At 72.2% G+C, this 25,147-nt stretch carries 23 protein-coding genes; 18 read left to right on the top strand and 5 right to left on the bottom strand.

The window, feature by feature from the left end:
• Nucleotides 1-14: 14 nt before the first annotated feature.
• The 4 genes from AC1Q7O_RS15365 to AC1Q7O_RS15350 are packed head-to-tail and all read left to right on the top strand — an operon-like array spanning nucleotide 15 to nucleotide 4,735.
• Nucleotides 15-1,277 carry a TolC family outer membrane protein gene (locus AC1Q7O_RS15365; protein WP_492662720.1) on the top strand — a complete coding sequence of 421 codons (1,263 nt, stop codon included), beginning with the start codon at nucleotides 15-17 and terminating at the stop codon, nucleotides 1,275-1,277.
• Entirely contained in the window at nucleotides 1,277-2,584 is a 1,308-nt protein-coding gene (locus AC1Q7O_RS15360) for an ABC transporter permease (protein ID WP_492657968.1), read from the top strand. The genes AC1Q7O_RS15365 and AC1Q7O_RS15360 overlap by 1 nt, the downstream gene beginning before the upstream one ends.
• Nucleotides 2,584-3,834 (top strand): ABC transporter permease, encoded by a 1,251-nt coding sequence (locus tag AC1Q7O_RS15355; RefSeq protein ID WP_492657967.1) that lies wholly within the window; start codon nucleotides 2,584-2,586, stop codon nucleotides 3,832-3,834. Before AC1Q7O_RS15360 ends, AC1Q7O_RS15355 begins: the two co-directional genes overlap by 1 nt.
• Nucleotides 3,835-3,880: 46 nt before the next feature.
• Nucleotides 3,881-4,735 (top strand): alpha/beta hydrolase, encoded by an 855-nt coding sequence (locus tag AC1Q7O_RS15350; RefSeq protein WP_492657966.1) that lies wholly within the window; start codon nucleotides 3,881-3,883, stop codon nucleotides 4,733-4,735.
• A 16-nt stretch (nucleotides 4,736-4,751) separates the two neighbouring features.
• On the opposite strand, the gene AC1Q7O_RS15345 is transcribed toward AC1Q7O_RS15350, so the two are convergent.
• Nucleotides 4,752-5,570: a DUF6279 family lipoprotein gene (locus tag AC1Q7O_RS15345; RefSeq protein ID WP_492657965.1), complete on the bottom strand. Its 819-nt coding sequence runs from the start codon at nucleotides 5,568-5,570 to the stop codon at nucleotides 4,752-4,754.
• A gap of 41 nt (nucleotides 5,571-5,611) precedes the next feature.
• The gene (locus AC1Q7O_RS15340) at nucleotides 5,612-6,067 is read right to left on the bottom strand and encodes a DUF6265 family protein (RefSeq protein ID WP_492657964.1); all 456 of its coding nucleotides are present in this window, start codon (nucleotides 6,065-6,067) and stop codon (nucleotides 5,612-5,614) included.
• Between the two features lie 62 nt (nucleotides 6,068-6,129).
• Here AC1Q7O_RS15340 and AC1Q7O_RS15335 point away from each other — a divergent pair, with 62 nt between their 5' ends.
• From AC1Q7O_RS15335 to glcF, 9 genes are all read left to right on the top strand, one after another.
• Nucleotides 6,130-6,615, top strand: coding sequence for a retropepsin-like aspartic protease family protein (locus AC1Q7O_RS15335; protein WP_492657963.1), 486 nt, complete (start codon nucleotides 6,130-6,132; stop codon nucleotides 6,613-6,615).
• On the top strand, nucleotides 6,612-7,523 hold the full coding sequence (locus tag AC1Q7O_RS15330) for a TraB/GumN family protein (protein WP_492657962.1): 912 nt from the start codon (nucleotides 6,612-6,614) through the stop codon (nucleotides 7,521-7,523). Before AC1Q7O_RS15335 ends, AC1Q7O_RS15330 begins: the two co-directional genes overlap by 4 nt.
• Before the next feature lie 29 nt (nucleotides 7,524-7,552).
• The gene (locus tag AC1Q7O_RS15325) at nucleotides 7,553-8,320 is read left to right on the top strand and encodes a PhaM family polyhydroxyalkanoate granule multifunctional regulatory protein (RefSeq protein WP_492657961.1); all 768 of its coding nucleotides are present in this window, start codon (nucleotides 7,553-7,555) and stop codon (nucleotides 8,318-8,320) included.
• The gene (locus AC1Q7O_RS15320) at nucleotides 8,317-9,177 is read left to right on the top strand and encodes a substrate-binding periplasmic protein (protein WP_492657960.1); all 861 of its coding nucleotides are present in this window, start codon (nucleotides 8,317-8,319) and stop codon (nucleotides 9,175-9,177) included. Before AC1Q7O_RS15325 ends, AC1Q7O_RS15320 begins: the two co-directional genes overlap by 4 nt.
• Nucleotides 9,178-9,189: 12 nt before the next feature.
• Nucleotides 9,190-10,071, top strand: coding sequence for a LysR substrate-binding domain-containing protein (locus AC1Q7O_RS15315; protein ID WP_492657959.1), 882 nt, complete (start codon nucleotides 9,190-9,192; stop codon nucleotides 10,069-10,071).
• A gap of 278 nt (nucleotides 10,072-10,349) precedes the next feature.
• Complete coding sequence (locus tag AC1Q7O_RS15310) at nucleotides 10,350-12,008, top strand: L-lactate permease (protein WP_492657958.1); 1,659 nt, start codon at nucleotides 10,350-10,352, stop codon at nucleotides 12,006-12,008.
• Nucleotides 12,009-12,029: 21 nt separating this feature from the next.
• The gene (locus tag AC1Q7O_RS15305; protein ID WP_492657957.1) at nucleotides 12,030-13,523 is read left to right on the top strand and encodes an FAD-linked oxidase C-terminal domain-containing protein; all 1,494 of its coding nucleotides are present in this window, start codon (nucleotides 12,030-12,032) and stop codon (nucleotides 13,521-13,523) included.
• Entirely contained in the window at nucleotides 13,520-14,590 is a 1,071-nt protein-coding gene (gene glcE, locus AC1Q7O_RS15300; RefSeq protein WP_492657956.1) for a glycolate oxidase subunit GlcE, read from the top strand. The genes AC1Q7O_RS15305 and glcE overlap by 4 nt, the downstream gene beginning before the upstream one ends.
• Nucleotides 14,591-15,841 (top strand): glycolate oxidase subunit GlcF, encoded by a 1,251-nt coding sequence (gene glcF / locus AC1Q7O_RS15295; RefSeq protein WP_492657955.1) that lies wholly within the window; start codon nucleotides 14,591-14,593, stop codon nucleotides 15,839-15,841. It abuts the gene before it with no gap.
• 12 nt (nucleotides 15,842-15,853) lie between these two features.
• Here the strand turns inward: glcF and AC1Q7O_RS15290 are convergent, their stop codons facing one another.
• The 3 genes from AC1Q7O_RS15290 to metK all read right to left on the bottom strand — a co-directional run bounded on the left by AC1Q7O_RS15290 (nucleotide 15,854) and on the right by metK (nucleotide 20,020).
• Nucleotides 15,854-16,861, bottom strand: a complete 1,008-nt coding sequence (locus AC1Q7O_RS15290; RefSeq protein WP_492657954.1) for a hypothetical protein — start codon at nucleotides 16,859-16,861, stop codon at nucleotides 15,854-15,856.
• Between the two features lie 115 nt (nucleotides 16,862-16,976).
• Nucleotides 16,977-18,518, bottom strand: coding sequence for a methyl-accepting chemotaxis protein (locus tag AC1Q7O_RS15285; protein WP_492657953.1), 1,542 nt, complete (start codon nucleotides 18,516-18,518; stop codon nucleotides 16,977-16,979).
• A gap of 320 nt (nucleotides 18,519-18,838) precedes the next feature.
• A complete protein-coding gene (gene metK, locus AC1Q7O_RS15280; protein WP_492657952.1) occupies nucleotides 18,839-20,020 on the bottom strand; it encodes a methionine adenosyltransferase in 1,182 nt (393 codons plus the stop codon).
• Nucleotides 20,021-20,150: 130 nt separating this feature from the next.
• Here metK and AC1Q7O_RS15275 point away from each other — a divergent pair, with 130 nt between their 5' ends.
• The 5 genes from AC1Q7O_RS15275 to AC1Q7O_RS15255 are packed head-to-tail and all read left to right on the top strand — an operon-like array spanning nucleotide 20,151 to nucleotide 25,096.
• Nucleotides 20,151-21,029, top strand: coding sequence for a lysophospholipid acyltransferase family protein (locus AC1Q7O_RS15275; RefSeq protein ID WP_492657951.1), 879 nt, complete (start codon nucleotides 20,151-20,153; stop codon nucleotides 21,027-21,029).
• A complete protein-coding gene (gene dapF, locus AC1Q7O_RS15270) occupies nucleotides 21,026-21,865 on the top strand; it encodes a diaminopimelate epimerase (protein WP_492657950.1) in 840 nt (279 codons plus the stop codon). The genes AC1Q7O_RS15275 and dapF overlap by 4 nt, the downstream gene beginning before the upstream one ends.
• Nucleotides 21,862-22,572, top strand: coding sequence for a DUF484 family protein (locus AC1Q7O_RS15265; RefSeq protein WP_492657949.1), 711 nt, complete (start codon nucleotides 21,862-21,864; stop codon nucleotides 22,570-22,572). The genes dapF and AC1Q7O_RS15265 overlap by 4 nt, the downstream gene beginning before the upstream one ends.
• Complete coding sequence (locus AC1Q7O_RS15260) at nucleotides 22,572-23,576, top strand: tyrosine recombinase XerC (protein WP_492657948.1); 1,005 nt, start codon at nucleotides 22,572-22,574, stop codon at nucleotides 23,574-23,576. Before AC1Q7O_RS15265 ends, AC1Q7O_RS15260 begins: the two co-directional genes overlap by 1 nt.
• Complete coding sequence (locus tag AC1Q7O_RS15255) at nucleotides 23,573-25,096, top strand: hypothetical protein (RefSeq protein ID WP_492657947.1); 1,524 nt, start codon at nucleotides 23,573-23,575, stop codon at nucleotides 25,094-25,096. The genes AC1Q7O_RS15260 and AC1Q7O_RS15255 overlap by 4 nt, the downstream gene beginning before the upstream one ends.
• Nucleotides 25,097-25,147: the final 51 nt, after the last annotated feature.

Below are 25,147 nucleotides of genomic sequence, written 5' to 3'. Positions count from 1 at the left end.
GCGTGATGCGTCCCTTGCTTTTTGCCTTGGTGATGTGCGCGGCCACGGCCGCCCATGCCGACGACCTGCTGCAGGTCTGGGCGCTGGCCCGCGCGGCCGACCCGCTGCTGCGCCAGGCCGCGGCGCTGGACGGCGCGCAGGAAGCCGCCGCCCGCGAGGCCCGCGCCGCGCTGCTGCCGCAGTGGCAGCTGCAGCGCAGCGAGCTGCGCGAGACCGGCGGCAACCGCTGGAATAGCACCACCAGCAGCATCACGCAGCCGTTGATCGACCTGGCCGCGCTGCGCGCCTGGGATGCCGGCCGCAGCCAGGCGTCGGCTCAGTCGGCGCGGCTGCAGGCGGCGGAGCAGGGCGCGCGGCTGCGCGTGGCCGAGGCCTACTTCGGCCTGTTGTCGGCGCAGGCCCAGCTGGCCACCGCGCGCGCCAACGAGGACGCCTTCGCCCGCCAGGTGGCCGAGGCGGACACGCGCTTCCAGGCCGGGCTGTCCGCCCAAGTCGAGGCCGACCAGTCGCGCGCCTACCGCGAGCTGGCCCGCACCGGCACGCTGGCCGCCGAGGCCGCCGTGGCCGATGCGCGCGAGGCTTTGGCGCAGCTGACCGGCGGCACGCCGCCCACGCTGCAGCCGCTGCGCCAGCAGCTCGCGGCCCAGCCGCTGCCGGACGCGGCCGATGCCTGGGCGCAGCGTGCCGAGGCCGCCAACCCCGCGCTGCGCGCGCTGCAGCTGGATGTGCAGGCCAGCGAGCAGCGCGTGTCGTCCGCCCGCGCCGGCCACCTGCCCACGCTGAGCCTGGGGGTGGACACGCAGCGCCAGCGTGGCGACGGCGTGTCGGCCTTCGACGCCGGCCGCACGCCCACGCAGCTGGCGCTGCGGTTGACCGTGCCGCTGTTCGCGGGTGGCGCCACCGCCGCCGCGGCCGACCGCGCCGGCTTCCAGCGCGACGCCGCGCGCGAGCAGCTCGAAGCGGGCCGCCGCGCCGTGCTGCGCGAGGTGCGCGCCGAGCACCTGGCCGTCAGCCAGGGCGCCGCGCAGCTGCAAGCCACGCAGGCCGCGGTCGAGGCCGCCGAGCGCGCGCTGGCGTCCACCCGCACCGGGCTGACGCTGGGCACGCGCTCCACCACCGACCTGCTGCTGGCCATCCAGACGCTGGCCGGCGCGCAGAACGCGCAGACCCAGGCCCGCCACCGCCATGTGCTCGCGCTGCTGGCCCTGCACCTGGCCGCCGGCTCGCTGGGCGACACCGAGCTGGCCGCCGTGAACTCCCTGCTGGAGCAAAACTGATGTTCCTTCACTACCTCGAACTCGCCGCCCGCAGCGCCCGCGCCTCCAAGGGCCTGACGGCGCTGATGGTGCTGGCGCTCGCGTTGGGCATCGGCGCCTGCATGACGACGCTGACCGTCTACCACGTGCTGTCCGGCGACCCCATCCCCGCCAAGAGCGCGCGGCTGTTCAACGTGCAGCTGGACGCCGGCGACCTCGTCGGCTGGAAGGCCGGCGACGAGCCCACCTTCGACCTGACCCGCTTCGACGCCGTGGCGCTGCTGCGCGACAGGAAGGGCAAGCGCCAGGCCATGATGAGTGGCTCCAACACCGCCGTGGGCGTGCAGGACGCGCAGGTCAAGCCCATCTTCTCCAGCACGCGCTACGCCACCAGCGACTTCTTCGCGATGTTCGACGCGCCCTGGCAGTACGGCGCCGGCTGGACCGCCGCCGACGACGAGGCCGAGGCGCGCGTGGCGGTGCTGTCCGCGGCGCTGAACGAGAAGCTGTTCGGCGGCGCCAACAGCGTGGGCCGCGAGGTGGTGGTGCGCGGCCAGGCGCTGCGCGTCATCGGTGTGCTCAAGCCCTGGCAGGTGCAGCCGCACTTCTACGACATGACGCTGGGCAGCTACGCCGAGACCGAGGACCTGTTCCTGCCGTTCACCACCGCCATCACGCTGGGCGTGGGCCACTGGGGCAACATGGACTGCTGGGGCAACGGCCCCAGCGGCGGCAACCCGCTGGACCTGAAGGCCAGCTGCTCCTGGGTGCAGTACTGGGTGGAGCTGGACAAGCCCGAGGACGCCGCCGCCTACCGCGACTACCTCGTTGCCTACTCCGAGGCGCAGCGCAGCGCTGGCCGTTTCAAGCGGCCCACCAACGTGCGGCTGCGCAACGTCATGGACTGGCTGGACGCGCGCAAGGTGATGCCTGCCGACGTGCGCCTGCAGGCCTGGCTGGCCTTCGGCTTCCTGCTGGTGTGCATCGTCAACATGGTGGGCCTGCTGCTGGCCAAGACGCTGCGCCGCGCCGGCGAGATCGGCGTGCGCCGCGCGTTGGGCGCCACGCGCGGCGCCATCTTTGCGCAGTTCGTCGTTGAGGCCGGGCTGCTGGGGCTGGTGGGCGCCGTGCTGGGCCTGCTGTTCGCCAACGCCGGCCTCTGGCTGGTGCGCCACAGCCCCAACGACTACGCCCGCCTGGCCGAGCTGGACGCGCCCATGCTGGCGCTGACGCTGGGCCTGGCCATCTTCGCCAGCCTGTGCGCCGGCCTGCTGCCCGCCTGGCGCGCCGCGCTGGTCACCCCCGCCGTTCAACTGAAAGTTCAGTAATGACGAGCATCTTTTCCGACCTGCGCCCCATCCTGTCCACGCTGCGCCGCCACCGCATCGCGGCCGGCCTCATCGTGCTGGAGGTGGCGTTGACCTTCACCATCGTCACCAACGCGCTGCACCTCATCGAGACGCGGCTCGACGCGCTCGGCGCCGACAGCGGCATGGTGGAGCCCGGCATGGCCATGCTGCAGGTGCGCTACAGCAAGGCCACGCCGCCCGACCGCGGCGCCGCCATCGCCGCCGAGGACATGGCGCGGCTGCGCGCGCTGCCCGGCATCCAGGCCGCCACGACGGCCAACCAGGTCGCCTACGCCTACAACAGCAACAACAGCGGCGTGCGGCTGCACCCCGGCACCAAGGCCGAGCGGCTGATGGTGGCGTCGCAGTACGCCGGTGACGAGCACCTGCTCGCCACCTTCGGCCTGAAGCTGGTGGCGGGCCGCAACTTCCTGCCCGAGGAGGTGCTGGACGCCAACGCCGTGTTCCGTGCCGACGAGCCGCGCATCGGCCAGGTCATCCTCAGCCAGGCCACGGCCGACAAGCTCTTCCCCGGGCAGTCCCCGCTGGGCCAGTCCATCTACGTGTTCGGCGACGCGCCGTCGGTGGTCGTCGGCGTCGTGCAAAAGCTGACCCACCCCTTCGTCAGCCGTGGCCGCAACGACGGCAGCAACAACGGCGACGAGAACCTGTCCATCATCTTCCCGCTGCGCGGCTCGGGCTTCTACATCGTCCGCGCCGACCCCGCGCAGCTGGACGCGCAGATCAAGGCCGCCACCGCGGCGCTGGAGGCGGCGGACACCGGCCGCGTTGTCACGCAGGCCTCGTCGCTGGCGGAGATGCGCTCGCGCTTCTACGCGCAGGACCGCGCGATGGCCTGGCTGATGGGCGGCGTCTGCGTGGCGCTGCTGCTGGTCACGGCGATGGGCATCGTCGGCCTGGCCAGCTTCTGGGTGCAGCAGCGCACCCGCATGATCGGCACGCGCCGCGCGCTGGGCGCCACCGAGGGGCAGATCCTGCGCTACTTCCAGGTCGAGAACCTGCTGCTCACCAGCACCGGCATCGCCATCGGCCTGGCCGGCGCCTGGGGCTTGAGCCAGCTGCTGATGCAGCACTACGAGGTGGCGCGGCTGCCGTGGGTCTACCTGCCGGCCGGCGCGCTGTCGCTGTGGCTGCTGGGGCAGGGGGGCGTCTGGGCGCCGGCGCGGCGCGCGGCACGGCTGTCGCCGGTGGCGGCGTTGCGCAGCTGAGGCCCGTCGTGGCGCCAGGGCATTGCGGCGCTGGCACCATGCGGGCATGAATCGCAGAGCACCGTGGCGCCGGCTGGCTGGCATCGTCTCGCTGGCCGTGCTGGCGCTGGGCCTGCAGGTTGGTTGCACGACGCTGGACGAGCGCCAGCGTGGCTGGATCTTCCAGCCCGGCGACCGCACCTGGGCCGGCGGCCTGGCGGCGGCCGAGGGCATGGAGGACGCCTGGATCTCCTTCCGCAGTACCGCCGGCGGCGCCGATGTGCGGCTGCACGGCCTGTGGCTGCCGCAGGCCGACCCGGCCGCGCCGGTGCTGCTGTACCTGCACGGCGCACGCTACGACGTGCGCGGCAGCGCGCCGCGCATGCGCCGCCTGCATCAGCTGGGCTTCTCGGTGCTCGGCGTGGACTACCGCGGCTTCGGCCGCAGCACGACGGCGCTGCCGTCCGAGGCCATGGCCGCCGAGGACGCACAGGCCGCGTGGGACTGGCTGGCGCAGCGCCATCCGCAGGCCCGGCGCTTCATCTTCGGCCACTCGCTGGGCGGCGCCATCGCCGTGAACCTGGCCAGCCAGGTGGGCGACGAGGCGGGCGTCATCGTCGAGGGCAGCTTCACGTCCATCCCCGACGTCGTCTCCACGTTCCGCTGGGGCTGGCTGCCGCTGTCGCCGCTGATTTCTCAGCGCTTTGACGCCGCCGCGCGTGTGGCCGAGGTCGGCTCGCCGCTGCTGGTGGTGCACGGCAGCCAGGACAGCCTCATCCCACCCCGGCTGGGCCGCCAGCTCTACGAGCGCGCCCGCGAGCCCAAGCGCTTCGTGCTGGTGGAGGGCGGCTCGCACCACAACACCAACGCCGTCGGCCAGGCGCAGTACCGCCAGGCCTTGAACGAGATGTTCGGTATCTGACCCGCCTCAGCCCACTTCAACCCGCCTGCAGCGTGCGCAGGTCGGCACCCCAGTCGGCCCAGTGCTTGCGGACGGCGGCGCGCTGCTCGTCGGTCAGGCCGTTGAGCAGCTTCAGCAGGCTGGCGACGATCTCGTCGCGGTAGGCCTGCTCGGCGGGCAGCGGCAGCAGGTTCTGCATCGCCAGCGCGGTGCCGCCGGCGAGGTCGTGGCGGGCCCAGGCGCGCAGCGCGTCGACGGTGCGGGCCTGGCGCAGCAAGCGGCCCTGGGCCATGGCGGCCAGGTCGAAGTGCCAGGCCTGCGCGTCGGCGCGCGCCTGGCGGCGCGTGCTGCGGTCCAGGTCGCCCAGCCAGCGCTCCAGGTTGCTGGCGTAGCGCTTGGCGCGCTCCTGCTGGCCGTCGGGGCCCGACTGCTTCTCGCGCCACTCGGCGCTGTTCTCGTCCAGCTTGTTCTGCAGGTGCTGCCACTGCTCGGGCCGCAGGCCGGCCAGCAGCGGCGCGGCCAGCGGGGCGGCGTGCTGCAGGCTGCGCTCGGCGCTGGCGCGCGCGCCGCGCTCCAGCGCGAACAGTTCCTCGGCCGTCACGCCGCCGTCCAGCGCCGCGCGGGCCTGGGCCAGCAGCGTCTGCCAGTGCGGCAGCTCCTCGCGGCGGTGCCAGGCCTGCCAGGCCTGCAGCTGCTGCCTCAGCTGCGTGCGCTGGGCGCTGTCCAGGTCCAGGTAGCTGCCGGCCCACAGGCCGGCCAGCAGCGGCAGTTGCTGGTAGGCCAGCGTCAGGCCGGAGCAGCCGGCCAGCAGCAGGGCGGTGGCCAGCGAGAGGAGGGTGGCAAGGCGTTTGAGCATGACCGGTGGCGGCAATCCGTGTGCCCGTGGCTGGCGGCCGCCTAGGGGCAGGCCGTGCGCTGCATCGGGAAGTCGATGCCGCGCGCCTGGCCGTTCATCTCGCCCTCGATGCGGGCCTCCAGCCGGTCGGGTGCCGTCTGCCGGTAGATGACGCGCTGCGGGAAGTCGTGGGCGGCGTTCTCGAACACCAGCTCGGCGCCGCTCTGCCGCAGCAGCGGGAACTCGGTGGGTGGGCGGCCCTGCGGCTGGGCGATGAAGCTGGGCCGGCCGTCGGGGCCGGCGCGCAGCTGCATGAACTCGAACGACACGACCCGGCCGCCCTTGAGCGTGCGCGCCATGCCCAGCATGACGCCACCGGCCGGCGCCATCCACTGCTCCACCGACCCCGGCTCACGCCCCGGCTGCGTCCAGCAGCCGGCCAGCCAGGCCAGAGGGGCCAGCGGGTCGGCCTGCGCCGGCAGGCTGGCGGCGAACAGCAGGGTGGCCAGCAGTTTCATGGCGGCGATTCTGGGCCGCGCGGTTATCGTTGGTGCCCGCGCTAACCCTTGACCCCACGCCCGTGTCCCGTTCCGAACTGCCGACCACGCTCAAGCTGATGACCGTCTGGCTGCTGATCGGCCTGGCGCTGTTCCTCGTCTTCAAGGCCTGGGAGCGCGAGCGCGAGGCCAGCCGCTTCCAGCTGGCCGGCCAGACCGTGGTGCTGACGCGCGCGCCCGACGGCCACTTCCACTGGCCCGGCCGCGTGGGCGGCGTGGAGGTGGACTTCCTCGTCGACACCGGCGCCACCACCACCGCGCTGCCGCAGGCGCTGGCCGAGCGCGCCGGCCTGAAGCCGCTGGGCACCGTGCGCACGCAGACGGCCGGCGGCGCCGCCGAGGGCTTCGCCGCGCGGGCCGATGTCGCGCTGGAGGGCGGCGTGCGCGCCGACCGCCTGCCCGTGGCCGTGCTGCCCAACCTGCATGCGCCGCTGCTGGGCATGGACGTGCTGGGCCGGCTGCATTTCTCCCAGAAACCCGGCGAACTCCGCATCACCCCCCAAGAATGATCCGCTTCCTGTGCCTCTTCGCGCTGCTCGTCGGCGGTGCCCGTGCCGACTGCCCGCCCACGCCCGTGCTGCCCACGGCGGCGCAGGCCGCCACCTGGGCCGCCAAGGCGCCCGACCGCGGCCCGCTGTGGCGCATCAGCCGCGGCGGCCACAGCAGCTTCCTGTTCGGCAGCCTGCACATCGGCAAGGCCGACTGGGCCTACCCCGGCCCGGCGCTGCGCCGCGCGTGGGACGAGACCGAGGTGCTGGCCGTCGAGCTGGACCCTGCCGACATCGTGCCCGCGCTGGCCGCGCTGCCGCCGGCCGAGCCGCTGCCGCCCGCGCTGGCGCAGCGGGTGGAGGCCCAGGCCCGCGTGGCCTGCCTGCCGCCCGGGGCGCTGGCCGCCTTCCCGGCCACGCTGCAGCTCAGCACGCTGACGCTGCTGGAGGCGCGCCGTGACGCCTTCGACGTGGGCTGGGGCCAGGACCTGATGCTGCTGAACCGCGCCAAGGCCGAGGGCCGGCCGGTGCAGTCGCTGGAGACGGTGCAGGAGCAGCTGGCGGCGCTGGAGCCCACGGCGGCCGAGCTGCCCGAGGTCGTCGACGGCACGCTGAAGCAACTGCAGCGCGGCCAGATACGCGCCCCGCTGCGCAAGATGGCCGACACCTGGGTGCGCGGCGACATGAAGACGCTGGCCGACTACCCGCGCTGGTGCGGCTGCGCCGACACGCCGGCCGAGCGCGCCTGGTTCAAGCGCCTCAACGACGACCGCAACCTCGTGCTGGCCGAGCGCATCACCGCGCTGCACGGCGCCGGCCAGCGCCTGCTGGTGGCCGTCGGCGCGCTGCACATGACGGGGCCCCAGGGCCTGCCCCGGCTGCTGGCGGCCCAGGGTTTCACCGTCGAAGCGGTGCACCCCGCCAAGTAGCATCAGGCCCCAACGCCGAGGAGACCGCGATGACCGACAACAGCTTCACCAAGTTCGTGCCCGGATTCGACTTCCTGCAGGGCCTCGTGAAGAACGCCGGCTCGGCGCTGCCGGGCATCGGCCAGTGGGTGGCGCCCACGCTGAACCCCGAGGAACTGGGCAAGCGCATCGAGGAGCTGCGCACGGTGCAGTTCTGGCTGGAGCAGAACGCGCGCATGCTGGCGGCCACCATCCAGGCGCTGGAGGTGCAGCGCATGACGCTGTCCACGCTGCAGACGATGAACGTGCCGCTGGCGCAGCTGCGCGACAGCCTCAAGCTGCCCACCGGCGCCGACGCGCCCGCCTGGCCGGCCATCCCGCCGGAGATCCTCGCCGCCGCGGCGCCGGCCGCGCAGGCGGCGGCCAGCACGGCCGTGAAGACCGCGGCCAAGACCGCCAAGGTGGCCGCCAAGACCGTGAAGACGGCCGGCGACGCCGCCAAGGCCGCCGGCCTGCCCGGCGCCGCGGTGGACCCGACGCAGTGGTGGACGGCGCTGACGCAGCAGTTCACGCAGCTGGCCACGTCGGCGATGAAGGACAGCGCCACCGACGCCGCGCGCAACCTGGCCGGCAACCTCGTCAAGCAGTCGTTCGACGCCGCCAGCGACACGCTGCGCAAGGCCGCCACCATGCCCGGCGCCGTCGTCGGCAGCGTGGCCAAGGGGCTGTCGGCCGGCCAGCCTGCCGCCAAGCCTGCGGCCAAGGCCACGCCCAAGCCCGCCGCCAAGGCCGCGCCGCGCGCGAGGCGCAAGCCTTGAGGCGACGGCCGCTGCTGCTGGCGCTGGCCGGCGGCGCGGCGTCGGCAGGGGCCGCGGTCGAGGCCGAGCGCATCGTCTACCCGCTGCACGACCCCGACCGCATCCCCGCCTGGCACTACCTGCAGGACGTGCTGAAGCTGGCCATCCAGCGCAGCGGTGCGCGCTACGAGCTGGTGGAGTCGCGCCAGGCGATGGTGCAGGGGCGCGTGATGCGCGAGCTGGCCGAGGGCCTGGGCGACCCCGACCTGGCCTGGACGATGACCAGCCCCGAACGCGAGGCCGAGCTGCTGCCCATCCGCGTGCCGGTGGACCGTGGCCTCATCGGCTGCCGGCTGGCCTTCGTGCGCGCGGCCGACGCACAACGCTGGCGCGGCGTGCGCCGGCTGGCCGACCTGGCGGGCGACACGGCCGGCCAGGGCCACGACTGGCCCGACACCGAGGTGCTGCGCGCCAACGGCCTGCGCGTGCAGACGGCAAGCCGCTACGAGATGCTGTTCGAGATGTTGCGGCTGGGGCGCATCGACTACTTCCCGCGCTCCGTCATCGAGATCGACGACGAAGCCGCCACGCCGCTGGCGCACGGTCTGGCCATCGAGCCGCATGTGCTGCTGCACTACCCGGCGGCGTCCTACCTGTTCGTGCGGCCCAACCGCCCGCGGCTGGCGGCCGACCTGGAACGCGGCCTGGAGGCGGCCGTGGCGGACGGCAGCTTCCAGCGCCTGTTCCAGCGCCACTACGGCGACCTCATCGCCCGCCACCGGCTGGCGCAGCGCGTGCGGCTGGCGCTGCGCAACCCGCTGCTGCCGGCGGCCACGCCGCTGCACCGCCAGGCGCTGTGGCTGGTGCTGGGCGGCTAGAGTCACAACGCCATGGCCGCGCCCCGCATCCCGCCCATCCAGTGCCTGCAGGCCTTCGAGGCCGTGGCGCGGTTGCGCAGCGTCAGCGGCGCGGCGGAGGAGCTGGCCGTCACGCCCAGCGCCGTCAGCCACCGCATCCGGCAGCTGGAGTCGCAGCTGGGCTTCAAGCTGTTCGGTCGCGACTTCGTGCTGGCCGAGGAGGCCCGGGCCTACCTGCCGTCGGTGCGCCAGGGGCTGGCCGCGCTGCAGAAGATCCCCGGCGCCGACGGCGTGCGGCCGCAGGGCGCGCGGCTGCGGCTGGCCGTCACGCCGACGTTCTCGCGCCAGATGCTGCTGCCGCGGCTGGCGCTGTTCCGCCATGCCAACCCGGAGGTGGAACTGGTCATGCAGGTGGCCATTCCGCTGGCGAACGTGAAGTCGGAGGACGCCGACCTGGAGATCCGCTTCGGCAGCGGCGAGTACCCGGGGCTGGAAAGCCGCCGCGTGCTGACCGACGACCTCAGTCCCGTCTGCAGCCCCGACTACCTGCACCAGCACGGCCCGTTCGACGGCTTCGACAACGAGGCCGACTTCCGCCGCGTGCACCTGATCCGCAGCCCGCTGGCACCGTGGGGCACGTGGTTCGAGGCCCACGGCCTGCATCTGGACGAGCCACGCGGCGGCGCGCAGTTCAACGACCTGGGCCTGGTGCTGGACGCCGCGGCCGCCGGCTTCGGCGTGGCGCTGATGCGCATGAAGCTGGGCGCGTCGTGGCTGGACTCCGGCCGGCTGGTGCGGCTGTCGCCGCGCACGGTGCCGTCCAACTTCCACCACTACATCTGCTGGAAGCCCGGCACGCTGGAGCGCTGGGAGTGCGCCGCGTTTGTGGAGTGGCTGGCGCGCGCGCTGGCGTAGCGCCTGCAGCCCCTCGCCCGGCCTCGCGCCGCTGAACGCGGGCGAGTCCGGTCGGTCCCCCGAGGGGACGGCGATGCTCGCGGCGTTGAGCCGCTCGCACATCGCCAGACGGGCCGGCTTGGGGCGGCCCGGCGCTCGGCCCCCGTGCCAACCCTGTGTCGGACTCCGCGGCTGAAATTTCTTCACGCGACAGCGCAGGAGGATTCACGCCGCCCCATGGCCTGCGCACCCACCATCGCGCCCCAGTTCAAGCACTCACAAAAAAACTGGAGACAACGATGGTCTGGCAACAGGTCTACAACCCCTTCGACAACATGCTGCTCAGCACGCTGGTGGCCGCCGTTCCGGTGGTCGTCATGCTGCTGGGGCTGGGCGTGTTCCACCTCAAGGCCCATGTGGCTGCCGCCGCCGGCCTGGCCAGCGCCTTCCTGATCGCGGTGTTCGCGTTCGGCATGCCGGCCGGCATGGCCGGGCGCGCGGCGGTGCTGGGCGGGCTCACCGGCCTGCTGCCCATCGGCTGGATCGTGCTCAACATCATCTTCCTGCACCAGCTGACCGAGAAGAACGGCAGCTTCCAGGTGCTGCAGGACTCCATCGCCGGCATCACCGAGGACCGCCGGCTGCAGCTGCTGCTGATCGCGTTCGCGTTCGGCGCGTTCTTCGAGGGCGCGGCCGGTTTCGGCACGCCGGTGGCCGTCACGGCGGCCATCCTCATCGGCCTCGGGTTCTCGCCGCTGGCGGCGTCGGGCCTGTCGCTGATCGCGAACACGGCGCCGGTGGCCTACGGTGCCTTGGGCACGCCGGTCATCACGCTGGCCAAGGTGCACGGCTACGACCTGATGGCCGTGTCCGGCATGATCGGCCGCCAGCTGCCGTTCTTCTCGCTGCTGGTGCCGTTCTGGCTGATCTGGGCGTTCGCCGGCCGCAAGGCGATGTGGGAGATCTGGCCCGCCATCCTTGTCACGGGCCTGTCGTTCGCGATCCCGCAGTACCTCGTCAGCAACTTCATCGGCCCGGAGCTGGTGGACGTCATCGCGGCGATGAGCTCGATGGTCGCGCTGGTGGCCTTCCTGCGCGTGTGGCAGCCCCGCCGCGTGTGGACGTCGGTGTCGCTGAAGAACCACGAGCACGACGGCGGCGAGGCGAAGCCCGCGCGCAAGGCCGTCGTGCACAGCCGCGCGGCCGTTGTGAAGGCGTGGACGCCTTGGGTCATCCTGACCGTGTTCGTCTTCGTCTGGGGCCTGCCGGCCACGAAGACGGCGCTGAACGGCATCTTCGCGCCCAAGTTCCCGATCGACGGGCTGCACAAGCTGGTGGAGAAGGTCGCCCCGGTGGTGCCCAAGCCCACGGCCGAGGCGGCCGAGTACGTGTTCGGCCTGCTGTCGGCCACCGGCACGGGCATCCTGCTGGCGGCCGTCGTCGGCGGGCTGGTGATGGGCTACCGCTTCGGCGGCCTCGTGAAGTGCTTCGGCCAGACCGTGTGGCTGGTGCGCACGTCGCTGCTGACCATCGTGCTGATGCTGGCGCTGGGCACGCTGACGCGCTTCTCCGGCCTGGACACGACGCTGGGCCTGGCCTTCGCCAACACCGGCGTGCTGTACCCCTTCTTCGGCACGCTGATGGGCTGGCTGGGCGTGGCGATGACGGGCTCCGACACCGCCAGCAACGTGCTGTTCGGCGGCATGCAGAAGGTGGCTGCCGAGCAGCTGGGCCTGAACCCCAACCTGATGGGCGCCGCCAACAGCTCGGGCGGCGTGATGGGCAAGATGATCGACGCACAGTCCATCGTCGTGGCGTCCACGGCCACGCGCTGGGAGAACGGCGAGGGCCCCATCCTGCGCTACGTGTTCTTCCACTCCATCGCGCTGGCCTGCCTCGTCGGCGTGTTCGTCACGTTGCAGGCCTACGTGCCGCCGTTCACCCTGCTGGTGCGCTGAGCGGGCTACAGTTCCCCGGCGATGAACGCCCCTGACAAGACCCCCGGCCTGGACCGCCAGGCCCGCCTGCAGCAGCTCGTCGCCGCGCTGGCGCCGCTGCTGCCTGCCCACGCGCTGCTGTACCAGGCCGAGCAGACCACGCCGTACGAATGCGACGGCCTGACCGCCTACCGCCAGCGCCCGCTGGCTGTGGCGCTGCCCGAGACCGAAGCCCAGGTGGGCGCCGTGCTGAAGGCCTGCCATCGTCTTGGCGTGCCGGTCGTCGCGCGCGGCGCCGGCACGGGCCTGAGCGGCGGCGCCATGCCGCACGAGGTGGGCCTGACGCTGGCGCTGGCCAAGTTCAACCGCATCCTGTCCATCGACCCCTTGGCCCGCACGGCCCGCGTGCAGTGCGGCGTGCGCAACCTCGCCATCTCCGAGGCCGCCGCGCCGCACGGCCTCTACTACGCGCCCGACCCCAGCAGCCAGATCGCCTGCACCATCGGCGGCAACATCGCCGAGAACTCCGGCGGCGTGCACTGCCTGAAGTACGGCCTGACGCTGCACAACGTGCTGCGCGTGCGTGGCTTCACCGTGGAAGGCGAGCTCATCGAGTTCGGCAGCGAGGCGCTGGACTCCGCCGGCCTGGACCTGCTGGCGCTGGTGGTCGGCAGCGAAGGCATGCTGGCCGTCGTCACCGAGGTCACCGTCAAGCTGGTGCCCAAGCCGCAGCTGGCGCGCTGCGTGATGGCCAGCTTCGACGACGTGCGCAAGGCCGGTGATGCGGTCGCGGCCATCATCGCGGCCGGCATCATCCCGGCCGGCCTGGAGATGATGGACAAGCCGATGACGGCGGCCGTCGAGGACTTCGTCCACGCCGGGTACGACCTCGACGCCGAGGCCATCCTGCTGTGCGAGAGCGACGGCACGCCGGAGGAAGTGGCCGAGGAAGTCGCCCGCATGGAAGCCGTGCTGCAGGCCAGCGGCGCGACGCGCTGCCAGGTCAGTGCCGACGAGGCCCAGCGCTTGAAGTTCTGGAGCGGCCGCAAGAACGCCTTCCCGGCGAGCGGCCGCATCAGCCCCGACTACATGTGCATGGACTCCACCATTCCGCGCAAGCACCTGGCCACCATCCTGCTGGACATCCAGCAGATGGAGAAGAAGTACGGCCTGCGCTGCGCCAACGTCTTCCACGCGGGCGACGGCAACCTGCACCCGCTGATCCTGTTCGACGCCAACGACCCCGACCAGCTGCACCGCTGCGAGCTGTTCGGCGCCGAGATCCTGGAGCGCAGCGTCGCGCTGGGCGGCACCGTGACGGGCGAACACGGCGTGGGCGTCGAGAAGCTCAACTCCATGTGCGTGCAGTTCAGCCCCGAGGAGCGCGAGCAGATGCTGGCGCTGAAAGCCGCCTTCGACCCTGCCGGTACCTTGAACCCCGGCAAGCAGATCCCGACGCTGAACCGCTGCGCCGAGTACGGGCGCATGCACGTGAAGCGCGGGCTGCTGGCCTTCCCCGAGCTGGAGCGGTTTTGAACCTGGCCGACCTACAAGCGCAGATCCGCGACGCGCGCGCTCCGCTGCGCATCACCGGCCACGGCAGCAAGGACTTCTACGGCGAGGCGCCCGTCGGCGAGCCGCTGTCCACGCTGGCGCTGAACGGCGTGACGGCCTACGAGCCCAGCGAGCTGTTCATCAGCGTGCTGGCCGGCACGCCCGTCTTCGACGTCGAGGCACTGCTGGCGCAGCAGCACCAGCGCTTCGCGTTCGAGCCGCCCCGGTTCGGCGGCCGCGGCACCATCGGCGGCATGGTCGCCGCGGGGCTGTCGGGCCCCGCCCGCGCGGCGCTGGGCTCGGTGCGCGACCACCTGCTGGGCGCCGTGCTCATCAACGGCGCGGGCGAGCTGCTGAGCTTCGGCGGCACCGTCATGAAGAACGTCGCCGGCTTCGACGTCAGCCGCGTGCTGGCCGGGTCGATGGGCCAACTGGGCCTCATCACCGAGGTGACGCTGAAGGTGATGCCGCTGCCGGCGGCGGTGACCACGCTGCGCTTCGAGTTCGACCAGGCCGCCGCGCTGATGGCCGTCAACCGCTGGGGCGGCGAGCCGCTGCCCATCGAGGCCAGCGCCTGGTGGGACGGCGCGCTGCTGCTGCGGCTGGCCGGCGCGCAGGCGGCCGTCGAGGCGGCTTGCGCCAAGCTGGGCGGCGACGTGATCCCGCCCGAGCTGGCCGGTGCGTTCTGGCTGGGCCTGCGTGACCAGGGCGACGAGTTCTTCATGGGCGCCGAACGCGCCGTGGCTGGTGGCGCGCGGCTGTGGCGGCTCAGCCTGCCCAGCACCGCGCCGGCACTGAGCCTGCACGGCGAGCAGCTCATCGAATGGGGCGGCGCGCAGCGCTGGGTCGTCACGCCGATGCCGCCGGCCGGCGTGCGCGAGGCCGCCGCGGCGGTGGGCGGCCATGCCACGCTGTTCCGCGCGCAGGACAAGACGCCCGGCGTGTTCGCGCCGCTGTCGGCGCCGCTGGCGGCCATCCACCGCCGGCTGAAGGCCAGCTTCGATCCGCACGGCGTCTTCAACCCCGGCCGTCTCTACCCGGACCTCTGAATGCAGACCACCCTGGCCCCCGAATTCGCCGGCACCGCGGATGGCGCCGAGGCCGAAGCCATCCTGCGGCGCTGCGTGCACTGCGGCTTCTGCACTGCCACCTGCCCGACCTACCAGCTGCTGGGCGACGAGCTGGACGGCCCGCGCGGCCGCATCTACCTGATCAAGCAGGTGCTCGAAGGCGCCGAGCCCACGCGCGAGACGCAGCTGCACCTGGACCGCTGCCTGACCTGCCGCAACTGCGAGACGACCTGCCCGTCGGGCGTGCAGTACGGCCATCTCGTGGACATCGGCCGGCGCGTCGTCGACGCCAAGGTCGAGCGGCCCGGCGGCGAGCGCCGCGTGCGCTGGCTGCTGAAGGAAGGGCTGACGTCGCCGCTGTTCAAGCCGGCGATGAAGCTGGGCCAGGCGCTGCGGCCGCTGGTGCCGGCGGCGTTGCAGGACAAGGTGCCGCCCAAGGCCCCAGCCACCGCGCACGACTGGCCCACGCGCCAGCTCAACCGCAAGGTGGCGCTGCTGCTGGGCTGCGTGCAGCCGGCGATGGCGCCCAACATCAACAGCGCGACGGCGCGCGTGCTGGACGCCGCCGGCATCCAGAGCGTGGTGGCCGACGGCGCCGGCTGCTGCGGCGCCATCCGCGAGCACCTCGGCGACCACGCCGGCGCGCTGGCCGACATGCGCCGCAACATCGACGCCTGGTGGCCACTGGTGGCCGGCCCGGGCGAGCGCGTGGAGGCGCTCGTCATGAATGCGTCGGGCTGCGGCGCCACGGTGAAGGACTACGCCCACGCGCTGCGCGATGACCCGGCCTATGCCGACAAGGCGCGCCGCATCGGCGAGATCACGAAGGACCTCAGCGAACTGCTGCCCGAGCTGGTGCCGGCGCTGAAGAGCCGGCTGCACCGCGCGGGCGCCGGCCAGCGCCTGGCCTACCACCCGCCCTGCACGCTGCAGCACGGCCAGCAGCTCAAGGGCGGCGTGGAGGCGGCGCTGCGCGAGCTGGGCTTTCGCATCGACTGCGCGCCCACCGACAGCCACCTGTGCTGCGGCTCGGCCGGCACCTACTCGGTGCTGCAGCCGGTGCTGTCCAAGCAGCTGCGCGACCGCAAGCTCGCCGCGCTGGCGCCGTTGCAGGCCGAGCAGATCGTGTCGGCCAACGTCGGCTGCATCCAGCACCTGCAGAGCGGCACCACGCAGCCGGTGCGGCACTGGGTGGAGGTGCTGGACGACGCGTTGCGCGGCGTGGGCTGACGGCGCGCCGGTTCAGCGGCGTGCCGATCGCGTGCGGCGGCGCGACAGCGCGGGCAGCAGGCTCAGGCCACCCAGCAGCATCAGCAGTGAGGCCGGCTCGGGCACCGGGGCGGCGTTCAGGTACTGGAAGCCGCTGTCGCTGGCGGCCGACAGCTGACCCAGCGCGAGCGGCGTGCCGTCCGCCAGCCTGGCGCCCGTGACGCCGGCCCACTGCAGGCCGGGCGTGAAATCCGCGCTGGCAGCTGTGGCGCCGTTCACCACCCAGCTGCAGTTGTCGCAGCCGGCGCCGCCGTGCCCGTTGGCATTGATGCTGGCCCACATGCGCAGCTGCTCGCTGCTGCCCAGCACGACGTAGGCGCTGGCGTGGACGGTGCCGAAGTCGAACGAGTTCTGGAAGACGCTGCCGTCGCTGTTGAGGCTGTAGAAGCGCTGGCCGGAGCTGTAGAGGCCGCCACTGCCCAGCTGCACCTGCCACTGGTAGTCCAGCCCGCCCCAGCCATAGCCGCCGACGTAGTTCTGCGTCACGGCCGGCGAACTGCCGTTGAAGCGGAAGCTGAAGTCCAGCCAGATGCCGGTGCCGTCGGCCACGCCGGCGGCCCGCCAGACCACGCCGTCGGTGAAGCTGCCCGACGCGGTCGCGCTGCCCTGCGCATCCAGGCTGACGCGGGTGCTGGTGGGGCGCGGGTCGACGTTGGTGGAGCCGCTGCCGCTGGCCGACAGCTGGACCAGGCCCGGCCTCACGCTGACGACGGCCGAGCCGTCGCCGACCATGTTGACGACGCTGCCCAGCTGCTCCGCGTGCGATGACTGCGCGTTGACGAGCGGGGTGGTCTGGCTGCTCGTCAGCGTCGTCAGCGGCAGGTCCTGCGATGTCCAGGCGCCCCAGAACGGATTGGCGGTCCAGGCCGCGGTGTCCACGGTCGTCGTGGCCACATAGCCGGCCTGGGCCGCCTGGGCGGCGAGGCACAGCAGCGCCGCAGCGAGGCTGCGGGCGGGGAGAGTCCTGGGCAGGGTGGTCATTCGAAACGCTCCGGTCGACACGGTGCGTTCAATGTAGGAGGGCCCCGCCGGGGCCCTTCCTGGGCGCTTCACCTGAACGGGTGACGCTCCCTGCGAACGTGGGGTCAGCGGGCGTTCAGGTCTTGAACGTCGACACCAGCTTCACGAGCGCATCGGCCTGGTGCCGCAGGCTCTCGGCGGCGGCGGCGCTTTCCTCCACGAGCGCGGCGTTCTGCTGCGTGGCCTGGTCCATCAGCGAGATGGCCTCGCCGACCTGGCTGACGCCGGTGCTCTGCTCGCGGCTGGCCGAGCTGATCTCGCGCACGATCTGCGCGACGCGGCCGATGGAGGTCACGACCTGCTGCATGGTCTCGCCGGCGCGGTTCACGAGGGCCGAGCCCTGCTCGACGCGCTCGACGCTGTCGCCGATCAGCGTCTTGATCTCCTTGGCCGCCTCGGCCGAGCGCTGCGCCAGCGTGCGCACCTCGCCGGCCACCACGGCAAAGCCGCGGCCCTGCTCGCCGGCGCGGGCTGCCTCGACCGCAGCGTTCAGCGCCAGGATGTTGGTCTGGAACGCGATGCCGTCGATGGTGCCGATGATGTCGGCGATGCGGCGCGAGCTTTCCTCGATGCCGCGCATGCGCTGCACGGCCTCGCCGACGACGTCGCCGCCCTGGCGCGCGATCTCGGTGGCATCGGCGGCCAGCTGGTCGGCCTGGCCGGCGTTGTCGGCATTGAGCTTCACGGTGGCCGACAGCTGCTCCATGGAGGCCGCCGTCTGCTGGATGGCGCTGGCCTGCTGCTCGGTGCGGGCCGACAGGTCGTTGCTGCCCATCGCGATCTCGGCGCTGGCCGTGGACACCTCGTCGGCGTTGTGGCGCACCGAGCCCACCAGGTTGCGCAGCGACTGCTGCATGCTGGCCAGCGTCTGCGTCAGCTGCGCCGTCTCGTCGTCGCCCTCGGAGCGGATGTTGCGCGACAGGTCGCCCTGGCCCACTTCCTCGGCCTCATGGATGGCCGCGCGCAGCGGCCGCACGACGGAGCGCGTGATCAGCCACGCCGCGGCCACGCCCAGGCTCAGGCAGATGGCGCACAGCACCACCATCAGCACCTGCGTGTGCCGTGCGGCCTCCAGCACGCTGCGCGTCTCGTCGCGCACGCGCTCGCCCTGGTAGTCCGCCATGTCGGAGATGGCTTTCACGTAGGTGTCGGATGCCGGCCGCATCTTGCCCTCCAGCACCTGCAGCGCCGCATCGGCCTCGCCGGCCTTGAGCTGCGCGAAGACGCCGTTGCGGATGTCGACATAGGCCTTGCGCGAGCTGGCGATCGTTTCCAGCAGGTCCTTGCCCTTGTCGGTGTCCTCGGCCTTGGCGAGGCTCTCCTGCAGCTCGGTGATCTTGCCGCTGGTGGTCTTGATGACCGGGGAGAAGAACTCTGCCACCGGGCCGGAGCCGCCGGCCCGCGCGACGGCATCGGTGCGCGTCACGTTGAGCTGGGTCTGCGTGCGCCAGTCCTGAGCCACGTCCTGGCGGCGTTGCAGTTCGATGAGCAGGTCGATGTGGGGACCCACCTTGGACATCTGCTGATAGCTCAGGCCCACGGCCACCGCCAGCAGCAGCAGCACCAGGCCGAAGCCCAATGCCAGCCGCGTGCCTATCCTGAGGGATTGCATGTTCATCGTCTGCCTCCTGATCCTGGTTGAGGGCGGGCTGGGTTGCCGGCCTGTTTCATGCCAATGACTCTAGCGGCCGAGGCGATTCGCTGCAATCGATCGTAATTGATAAAATTGATTCTGCGAAAAACTGGGCATCCGGCCGCGCAAGCGCGCGGTCGGCGTCGCCACGGCACCACACTGGGGCAGCATGCCTCAACAAGAGACGCTTCCCGTTGCCGGGCGGCAACGGGTTCAGGCGTGTGCGTTGCGGGCGATCAATGGCCCGCAAGCGGGGCGCCGTCCGGCCAAGGGCATCGCCCCGCAGGCCGGACGGCCGGCGGCCTTTACAGGCCGGCTGCAGCCCGCAGGACAGCGGCCTTGTCCGTTCTCTCCCACGTGAACTCGGGCTCTTCGCGGCCGAAGTGGCCGTAGGCGGCCGTCTTGGAGTAGATCGGGCGCAGCAGGTCCAGCATCTGGATGATGCCCTTGGGGCGCAGGTCGAAGTGCTCGTTGACGAGCTTCGCGATCTGGTCGTCGGGGATGACGCCGGTGCCTTCGGTGTAGACCGTCACGTTCATCGGGCGGGCCACGCCGATGGCGTAGGCCACCTGCACCTGGCACTGGCGGGCCAGGCCGGCCGCGACGACGTTCTTGGCGACGTAGCGTGCGGCGTAGGCGGCCGAGCGGTCGACCTTGGACGGGTCCTTGCCCGAGAACGCGCCACCGCCGTGCGGGCAGGCACCGCCGTAGGTGTCGACGATGATCTTGCGGCCGGTCAGGCCGCAGTCGCCCTGCGGGCCGCCGACGACGAAGCGGCCGGTCGGGTTGATCAGGTACTTGGTGTCGGCCGTCAGCCAGTCCTTGGGCAGCACGGGCTTGATGAGCTCTTCGCGGATGGCCTCGTAGAACTCGTCCGTCATGCGGTTGCCCAGCGAATACTCGGGCGCGTGCTGCGTGGACAGCACCACGGTGTCGATGCTGTGCGGCTTGCCGTCCACGTAGCGCATCGTGACCTGGCTCTTGGCGTCGGGGCGCAGGAAGGGCAGGCGGCCGTCCTTGCGCAGCTGGGCCTGGCGCTCAACCAGCCGGTGGGCGTAGTAGATCGGCGCGGGCATCAGCTCGGGCGTCTCGTCGCAGGCGTAGCCGAACATCAGGCCCTGGTCGCCAGCGCCGGTGTTCAGGTGGTCGTCGGACGCGTGGTCCACGCCCTGGGCGATGTCGTTGCTCTGCTTGTCGTAGGCCACGAGCACCGCGCAGCCCTTGTAGTCGATGCCGTACTCGGTGTTGTCGTAGCCGATGCGCTTGATGGTGTCGCGCGCGACCTGGATGTAGTCGACGTGGGCGTTCGTCGTGATCTCGCCGGCCAGCACGACGAGGCCGGTGTTGCACAGCGTCTCGGCGGCCACGCGGCTGCGCGGGTCCTGCTCGAAGATCGCGTCCAGGATGGCGTCCGAGATCTGGTCGGCGACCTTGTCGGGATGGCCTTCGGAAACAGATTCAGACGTGAAGAGAAAGTCGTTCGCCACTTTTAAACTCCGGTTAGCTTGTGGATCGGCGTTGCCGACGCCCCAGGAGGTGCGGCGAACGCTTTAGCGGGATTTATGAATCGCCCCGCAAGTTGTTCAGTAACTCGGCGATTCGCGCAGTATAGAAAACATGGGCTGGGTCTTTCGCTTTTTATCCCGCTGGCCGCTGGCGCTTTTGCACGCTTTGGGCGGCCTGTTGGGCTGGCTGGTCTACGTCGCGTCGCCGACTTACCGGCGGCGCTTTCGGGCCAACGTGGCGCAGGCGGGCATCGCCTGGGGCCACGCGCGGCCGGCCATCGCCGCGGCCGGGCGCATGGCCGCCGAGCTGCCGTGGCTGTGGGTCGCCACCAAGCGCGAACCGCTGGGCGGCCGGCTGCGCTGGGACGGCGGCGAGCTGATCGCCGCCGCACTGGCCGAGAAGCGCGGCCTCGTCATGCTGACGCCGCACATGGGCTGCTTCGAGATCTGCGCGCAGGCGATTGCCGAGCGCTTCACGTCGCCCGAGGCGCCCATCACCGTGCTGTACCGGCCCGCACGCCAGGCGAGCCTGCGCGACGTGATGGCCGGTTCGCGCGAGCGCCCGGGCCTGGCCACGGCGCCGGCGTCGTTGGCCGGCGTGCGGCAGATGATCCGAGCGCTGCGCAAGGGTGAGGTCATCGGCCTGCTGCCCGATCAGGTGCCGCCCGACGGCCTGGGCGTGTGGGCGCCGTTCTTCGGCAAGCCGGCCTACACGATGACGCTGGCGGCGCGGCTGGTGCAGCAGACCGGCGCCGCGCTGCTGCTGATCTGGGGCGAGCGGCTGCCCGGCGGCGAGGGCTTCGTCGTGCACGTGCTGCCGGCGCCGGAGATTGCGAAAGACGCGTCCGCCGAGGCTGCCGCCGCGGTCATCAATGCGGCGATGGAAAGCGTCATCCGCCGCGCGCCGGGGCAGTACATGTGGGGCTACCACCGCTACAAGCAGCCGCGCGGGCTGGACATCGGGGCCGCCCCCGATAATCCGACGCCATGAGAATTCGCTTCACCAAGATGCACGGCGCGGGCAATGACTTCGTCGTCATCGACGCGACGAAGCAGCCCCTGACGCTGACGACCGAGCAGATGCGCCGGCTGGGCGACCGCCGCTTCGGCGTCGGCTGCGACCAGATCCTCGTCATCGAGCCCAGCACGGACGCCGGCGCGGACTTCCGCTACCGCATCTTCAACAACACCGGCGACGAGGTGGAGCACTGCGGCAACGGCTCGCGCTGCTTCGTGCGCTATGTCGTCGATGCCGGCCTGACGGACAAGCGCGAGATCCACGTCGACACGATGAACCGCCGCCTGTTGCTGACGCTGCAGGACGACGGCCGCGTGACCGTGAACATGGGCGCGCCGGTGTTCGAGCACGCGTCGCTGCCGTTCGATGCGCAAGGCCTGACGCCGCGGCTGGAGAACGGCTTCGAGCTGTGGCCGGTCGAGGGTGCCGAGCTGGGCGTGGTGTCCATGGGCAACCCGCACGCGGTGCAGCGCGTCGACGACGTCGAGACCGCGCCGGTGCTGACGCAGGGGCCGGCCATCGAGCGCCATGCCCGGTTCGCGAAGCGGGTCAACGCCGGCTTCATGCAGGTGCTGTCGCGCGACAGCATCGCGCTACGCGTGTTCGAGCGCGATGCCGGCGAGACGCTGGCCTGCGGCACGGGTGCCTGCGCGGCGGTCGTCGTGGGCATCCGCGCCGGCTGGCTGGACCGGTCGGTGGAAGTGCAGACGCGCGGCGGCCTGCTGCGCATCGAATGGGCGGGCGGCAACGCACCGGTGCTGATGACCGGCCCCGCCGTGAAAGTTTTTGACGGAGAGATCACGCTGTGAGTTCCAACCCGGCCGCGGACGCGGTGCAAGGCATCACCGAAACCGACATCGCCAACTACCTGGCGGCCACGCCCGGCTTCTTCGAGCGCCACGCGGCGCTGCTGGCGACCGTGCAACTGCAGCACCCGCATGGCGCCCGAGCCGTGTCGCTGCAGGAGCGCCAGGCCGAGATGCTGCGCGACAAGATCAAGGGCCTGGAGTTGCGCATCGTCGACATGATCCGCAACGGCCAGGACAACGTGGCCATCGCCGACCGGCTGCACCGCTGGACGCTGGCCGTCATGCGCGCCGCCGGCACGCCGGCCGAGCTGCCCGAGGTGCTGCTGACCGAGCTGCGCCACCAGTTCATGATCCCGCAGGCCAGCCTGCGCCTGTGGGGCGTGGCGCCCGCGCATGAGGCCGCCGAGTTCGCGGCGTCGGTCAGCGCCGATGTGCGCAGCTTCGCGTCCAGCCTGAGCCAGCCCTACTGCGGCGTGAACTCGGGCTTCGAGGCGGCGCGCTGGCTGGGCCTGAGCGAGAGCGGCGGCACGGCCACGTCGCTGGCGCTGATCCCGCTCGTGCAGCCCAAGGCCAACGACGGCAAGCCCTTCGGCCTGCTGGTGCTGGGCTCGCCGGACCCGACGCGCTACACGGCCGAGATGGGCACGGACTTCCTGACCCGCGTCGGCGAGATCGCCAGCGCCGGGCTGGCGGGGTTGCTGGCCTGATGGAGCCGGCCGAGCGCCGGGCCGCCCCAAGCCGGCCGGCCGTCCCCTCGGGGGACCGGCCGACGCACTCGGCGGCCGAGGGGCTTCATCTCCGCGCGGACTACCAGGAGTTCCTGCAGCACGCCCGCGTGCAGCAGCGCCTGAGTCCGCGCACGCTGCGCATCTACACAGACGGGCTTGAACGCCTGCAGCGCATGCTGGCCGACGCGGCCATCGACGCGCGCGCGCTGACGCTGGCGCAAGCCCGGCGGCTGGCCGCGCTGCTGCACCGCGAGGGCCTGGCGCCCAAGTCCATCGCGCTGCTGCTGTCGGTCTGGCGCAGCTGCTACCGCTGGCTGGGCCAGCAGGGCCGCGTGCCACTGAACCCCTTCGACGGCCTGAAGGCGCCCAAGGCGGCCAAGCCGCTGCCCAAGGCGCTGGGCGTGGACGACGCGGTGCAGCTGGCCGGCCACGTGCCGGACGAGATCGCCGACTCGCGCCTGGAGGCGCGCGACCGCGCGATGGTGGAGCTGCTGTACGGCGCCGGCCTGCGCGCGGCCGAGCTGATCGGCCTGGACGTGCAGGCCAGCGGTGCCGCCGAGGGCTGGGTGGACCTGCCTTCCGGCGAGGTCCATGTGCTGGGCAAGGGCGGCAAGCGCCGCAGCACGCCGCTCGGCCGTGCCGCGGCCGAGGCGCTGCAGGCCTGGCTGGCGGTGCGTGGCCAGCTGGCGGCACCGGGTGAGCCGGCGTTGTTCGTCGGCGCGCGCGGCCATCGCGTCGCCGGCTCCACGCTGCGCACCATGCTGCGCGCCCGCGCGGTCAGCGCCGGCATGCCGGCCCACGTGCATCCGCACATGCTGCGGCACAGCTTCGCGTCGCACCTGCTGCAGTCCAGCGGCGATCTGCGCGCGGTGCAGGAGCTGCTGGGCCACGCCCACATCACGACGACCCAGGTCTACACGCAACTGGATCACCAACATCTCGCGCGCATCTACGACGCTGCACACCCCCGGGCCAAGAAATGACCCTTCGACTCGCCACGCTCATGGCGTTGCTGCCGGCCTGTGCGCTGGCCACGCCCGATGACGCGCCTTTTTCGAACCCGGCGCGGCTGAACACGCTGCGCCCCGCCACCGTCGAGGCCAACTGGACGCGCATGAAGATGCCCGACGGCGGCCGCACGGCGTTCGCGTCCGTCAGCTACCTGATGGCCTTCGACGACGACTGGGGCTTCGGCCCCGGCTTCTACGGCACGGCCAAGGGCAACTACGGCGGCATCTTCACCGTCGGCTTCACCGGCCAGAGGCGTTGGCGCCTGAGCCGCAACACGCACCTGGCGGCCAGCCTGTACGTGGGCGCCGGCGGCGGCCTGTCGACGCAGCAACTGCGCTTCGGCGGCGGCCTGATGCTGCGCCCCGAGCTGTCGCTGCGCACCGAGAACGGCCCCTGGTACACGGGTGTCGGCCTGTCGCAGATCCGCTTCCCGAGCGGCAATGTGAAGAGCGGCGTGGGCCTGGCGTTCACGGTGGGCCGCGCGATGGACTTCACCAGCTTCTCGCCTGACGATGCCGGCCGGCCCGGCCGCTCGGGCCGGCGCTCCGGGCTGGGCTTTGACGAGATCACGCTGATCGGCGGCTTCGAGAAGCCGCGCCCGTCCAGCCGCACGCGCGGCGGCACGCCGTACGCGGGCAAGGTCGGCAAGGCCGGCGCCGAGCTGCGCCAGTACATCGCCGACGGCAGCTGGTGGGGCGTCGAGGCCGCGGGCGCGGCCAAGGGCGGCGTGGACGGCTACATGGAAGTGCTGGGCCAGATCGGCCAGGACTGGTCGCTGTTCGGCAACCCGCGGCTGCGGGTGGGCGGGCAGCTGGGCGCCGGCCTGGGCGGCGGCGGCAATGTGGACACCGGCAACGGCTGGCTGCTGCGCGCCGGGCCCACGCTGCGCTGGATCACGCCCTGGGGCCCGACGCTGCGGCTGGACGCCGGCCTCACGCACGCGCCCAGCGGCTCGTACACGGCACCCTTCGTGCGCGCCGCGCTCAGCATGCCGCTGGACCGCACGCCCACGCTGATCGGCGACGACCCGGGCGGCACGGTGCGCGTGCAGCAGCTGGGCGCCAGCGTCATGCACCTGCCGCGCATGCGCTTCAAGGACGGCCGGCAGGAGGCCGTCAGTCACCTGGCCATCGGCATGTCGCGCGAGTTCTCGCCGCGCTTCTACGGCACGGCGCAAGCGGGCAGTGCGGCGGCCGGCAGCGCGGGCGCCTATTCGTTCGGCCTGTTCGGTGCGGGCGTGCAGAGCGACCCGCTGTGGGGCAACAAGCTGCGCCTCGGCGCCGAGTGGCTGGTCGGCGCGGCCGGCGGCGGCGGCGTGAAGGTGGGCGGCGGCGCGGTGACGCAGGCCGAGGTGTGGGCGCAATGGCAACTGGCCGAGCGGCTGCGGCTGCGCGCCGGCGTGGGCCAGTTCCGCACCATCCGCGGCAGCGACCAGTCCACGCCGCTGACCCACTTGCAACTGAGCTACGCCTTCGGCACGCTGCAGCGATGAGAAGCAACAGCCCCCACGCGGCCACACGTTGTGCGGCCACTGCCCCCCACG

This window comes from Roseateles sp. GW823-FHT07B05, assembly GCF_058794515.1.
Note: the sequence above shows the minus strand (reverse complement) of the source record. Positions and strands in the feature narration are given on the sequence as shown.

Coding starts and splice junctions, on each gene's coding strand:
- AC1Q7O_RS15315 (WP_492657959.1), top strand. CDS start 9,190: ATGGCCGCGCCCCGCATCCCGCCCATCCAGTGCCTGCAGGCCTTCGAG.
- AC1Q7O_RS15290 (WP_492657954.1), bottom strand. CDS start 16,861: ATGACCACCCTGCCCAGGACTCTCCCCGCCCGCAGCCTCGCTGCGGCG.
- AC1Q7O_RS15275 (WP_492657951.1), top strand. CDS start 20,151: ATGGGCTGGGTCTTTCGCTTTTTATCCCGCTGGCCGCTGGCGCTTTTG.
- glcF (WP_492657955.1), top strand. CDS start 14,591: ATGCAGACCACCCTGGCCCCCGAATTCGCCGGCACCGCGGATGGCGCC.
- AC1Q7O_RS15345 (WP_492657965.1), bottom strand. CDS start 5,570: ATGCTCAAACGCCTTGCCACCCTCCTCTCGCTGGCCACCGCCCTGCTG.
- AC1Q7O_RS15360 (WP_492657968.1), top strand. CDS start 1,277: ATGTTCCTTCACTACCTCGAACTCGCCGCCCGCAGCGCCCGCGCCTCC.
- AC1Q7O_RS15340 (WP_492657964.1), bottom strand. CDS start 6,067: ATGAAACTGCTGGCCACCCTGCTGTTCGCCGCCAGCCTGCCGGCGCAG.
- AC1Q7O_RS15350 (WP_492657966.1), top strand. CDS start 3,881: ATGAATCGCAGAGCACCGTGGCGCCGGCTGGCTGGCATCGTCTCGCTG.
- AC1Q7O_RS15355 (WP_492657967.1), top strand. CDS start 2,584: ATGACGAGCATCTTTTCCGACCTGCGCCCCATCCTGTCCACGCTGCGC.
- dapF (WP_492657950.1), top strand. CDS start 21,026: ATGAGAATTCGCTTCACCAAGATGCACGGCGCGGGCAATGACTTCGTC.
- AC1Q7O_RS15285 (WP_492657953.1), bottom strand. CDS start 18,518: ATGAACATGCAATCCCTCAGGATAGGCACGCGGCTGGCATTGGGCTTC.
- AC1Q7O_RS15260 (WP_492657948.1), top strand. CDS start 22,572: ATGGAGCCGGCCGAGCGCCGGGCCGCCCCAAGCCGGCCGGCCGTCCCC.
- AC1Q7O_RS15305 (WP_492657957.1), top strand. CDS start 12,030: ATGAACGCCCCTGACAAGACCCCCGGCCTGGACCGCCAGGCCCGCCTG.
- AC1Q7O_RS15310 (WP_492657958.1), top strand. CDS start 10,350: ATGGTCTGGCAACAGGTCTACAACCCCTTCGACAACATGCTGCTCAGC.
- AC1Q7O_RS15330 (WP_492657962.1), top strand. CDS start 6,612: ATGATCCGCTTCCTGTGCCTCTTCGCGCTGCTCGTCGGCGGTGCCCGT.
- AC1Q7O_RS15325 (WP_492657961.1), top strand. CDS start 7,553: ATGACCGACAACAGCTTCACCAAGTTCGTGCCCGGATTCGACTTCCTG.
- AC1Q7O_RS15255 (WP_492657947.1), top strand. CDS start 23,573: ATGACCCTTCGACTCGCCACGCTCATGGCGTTGCTGCCGGCCTGTGCG.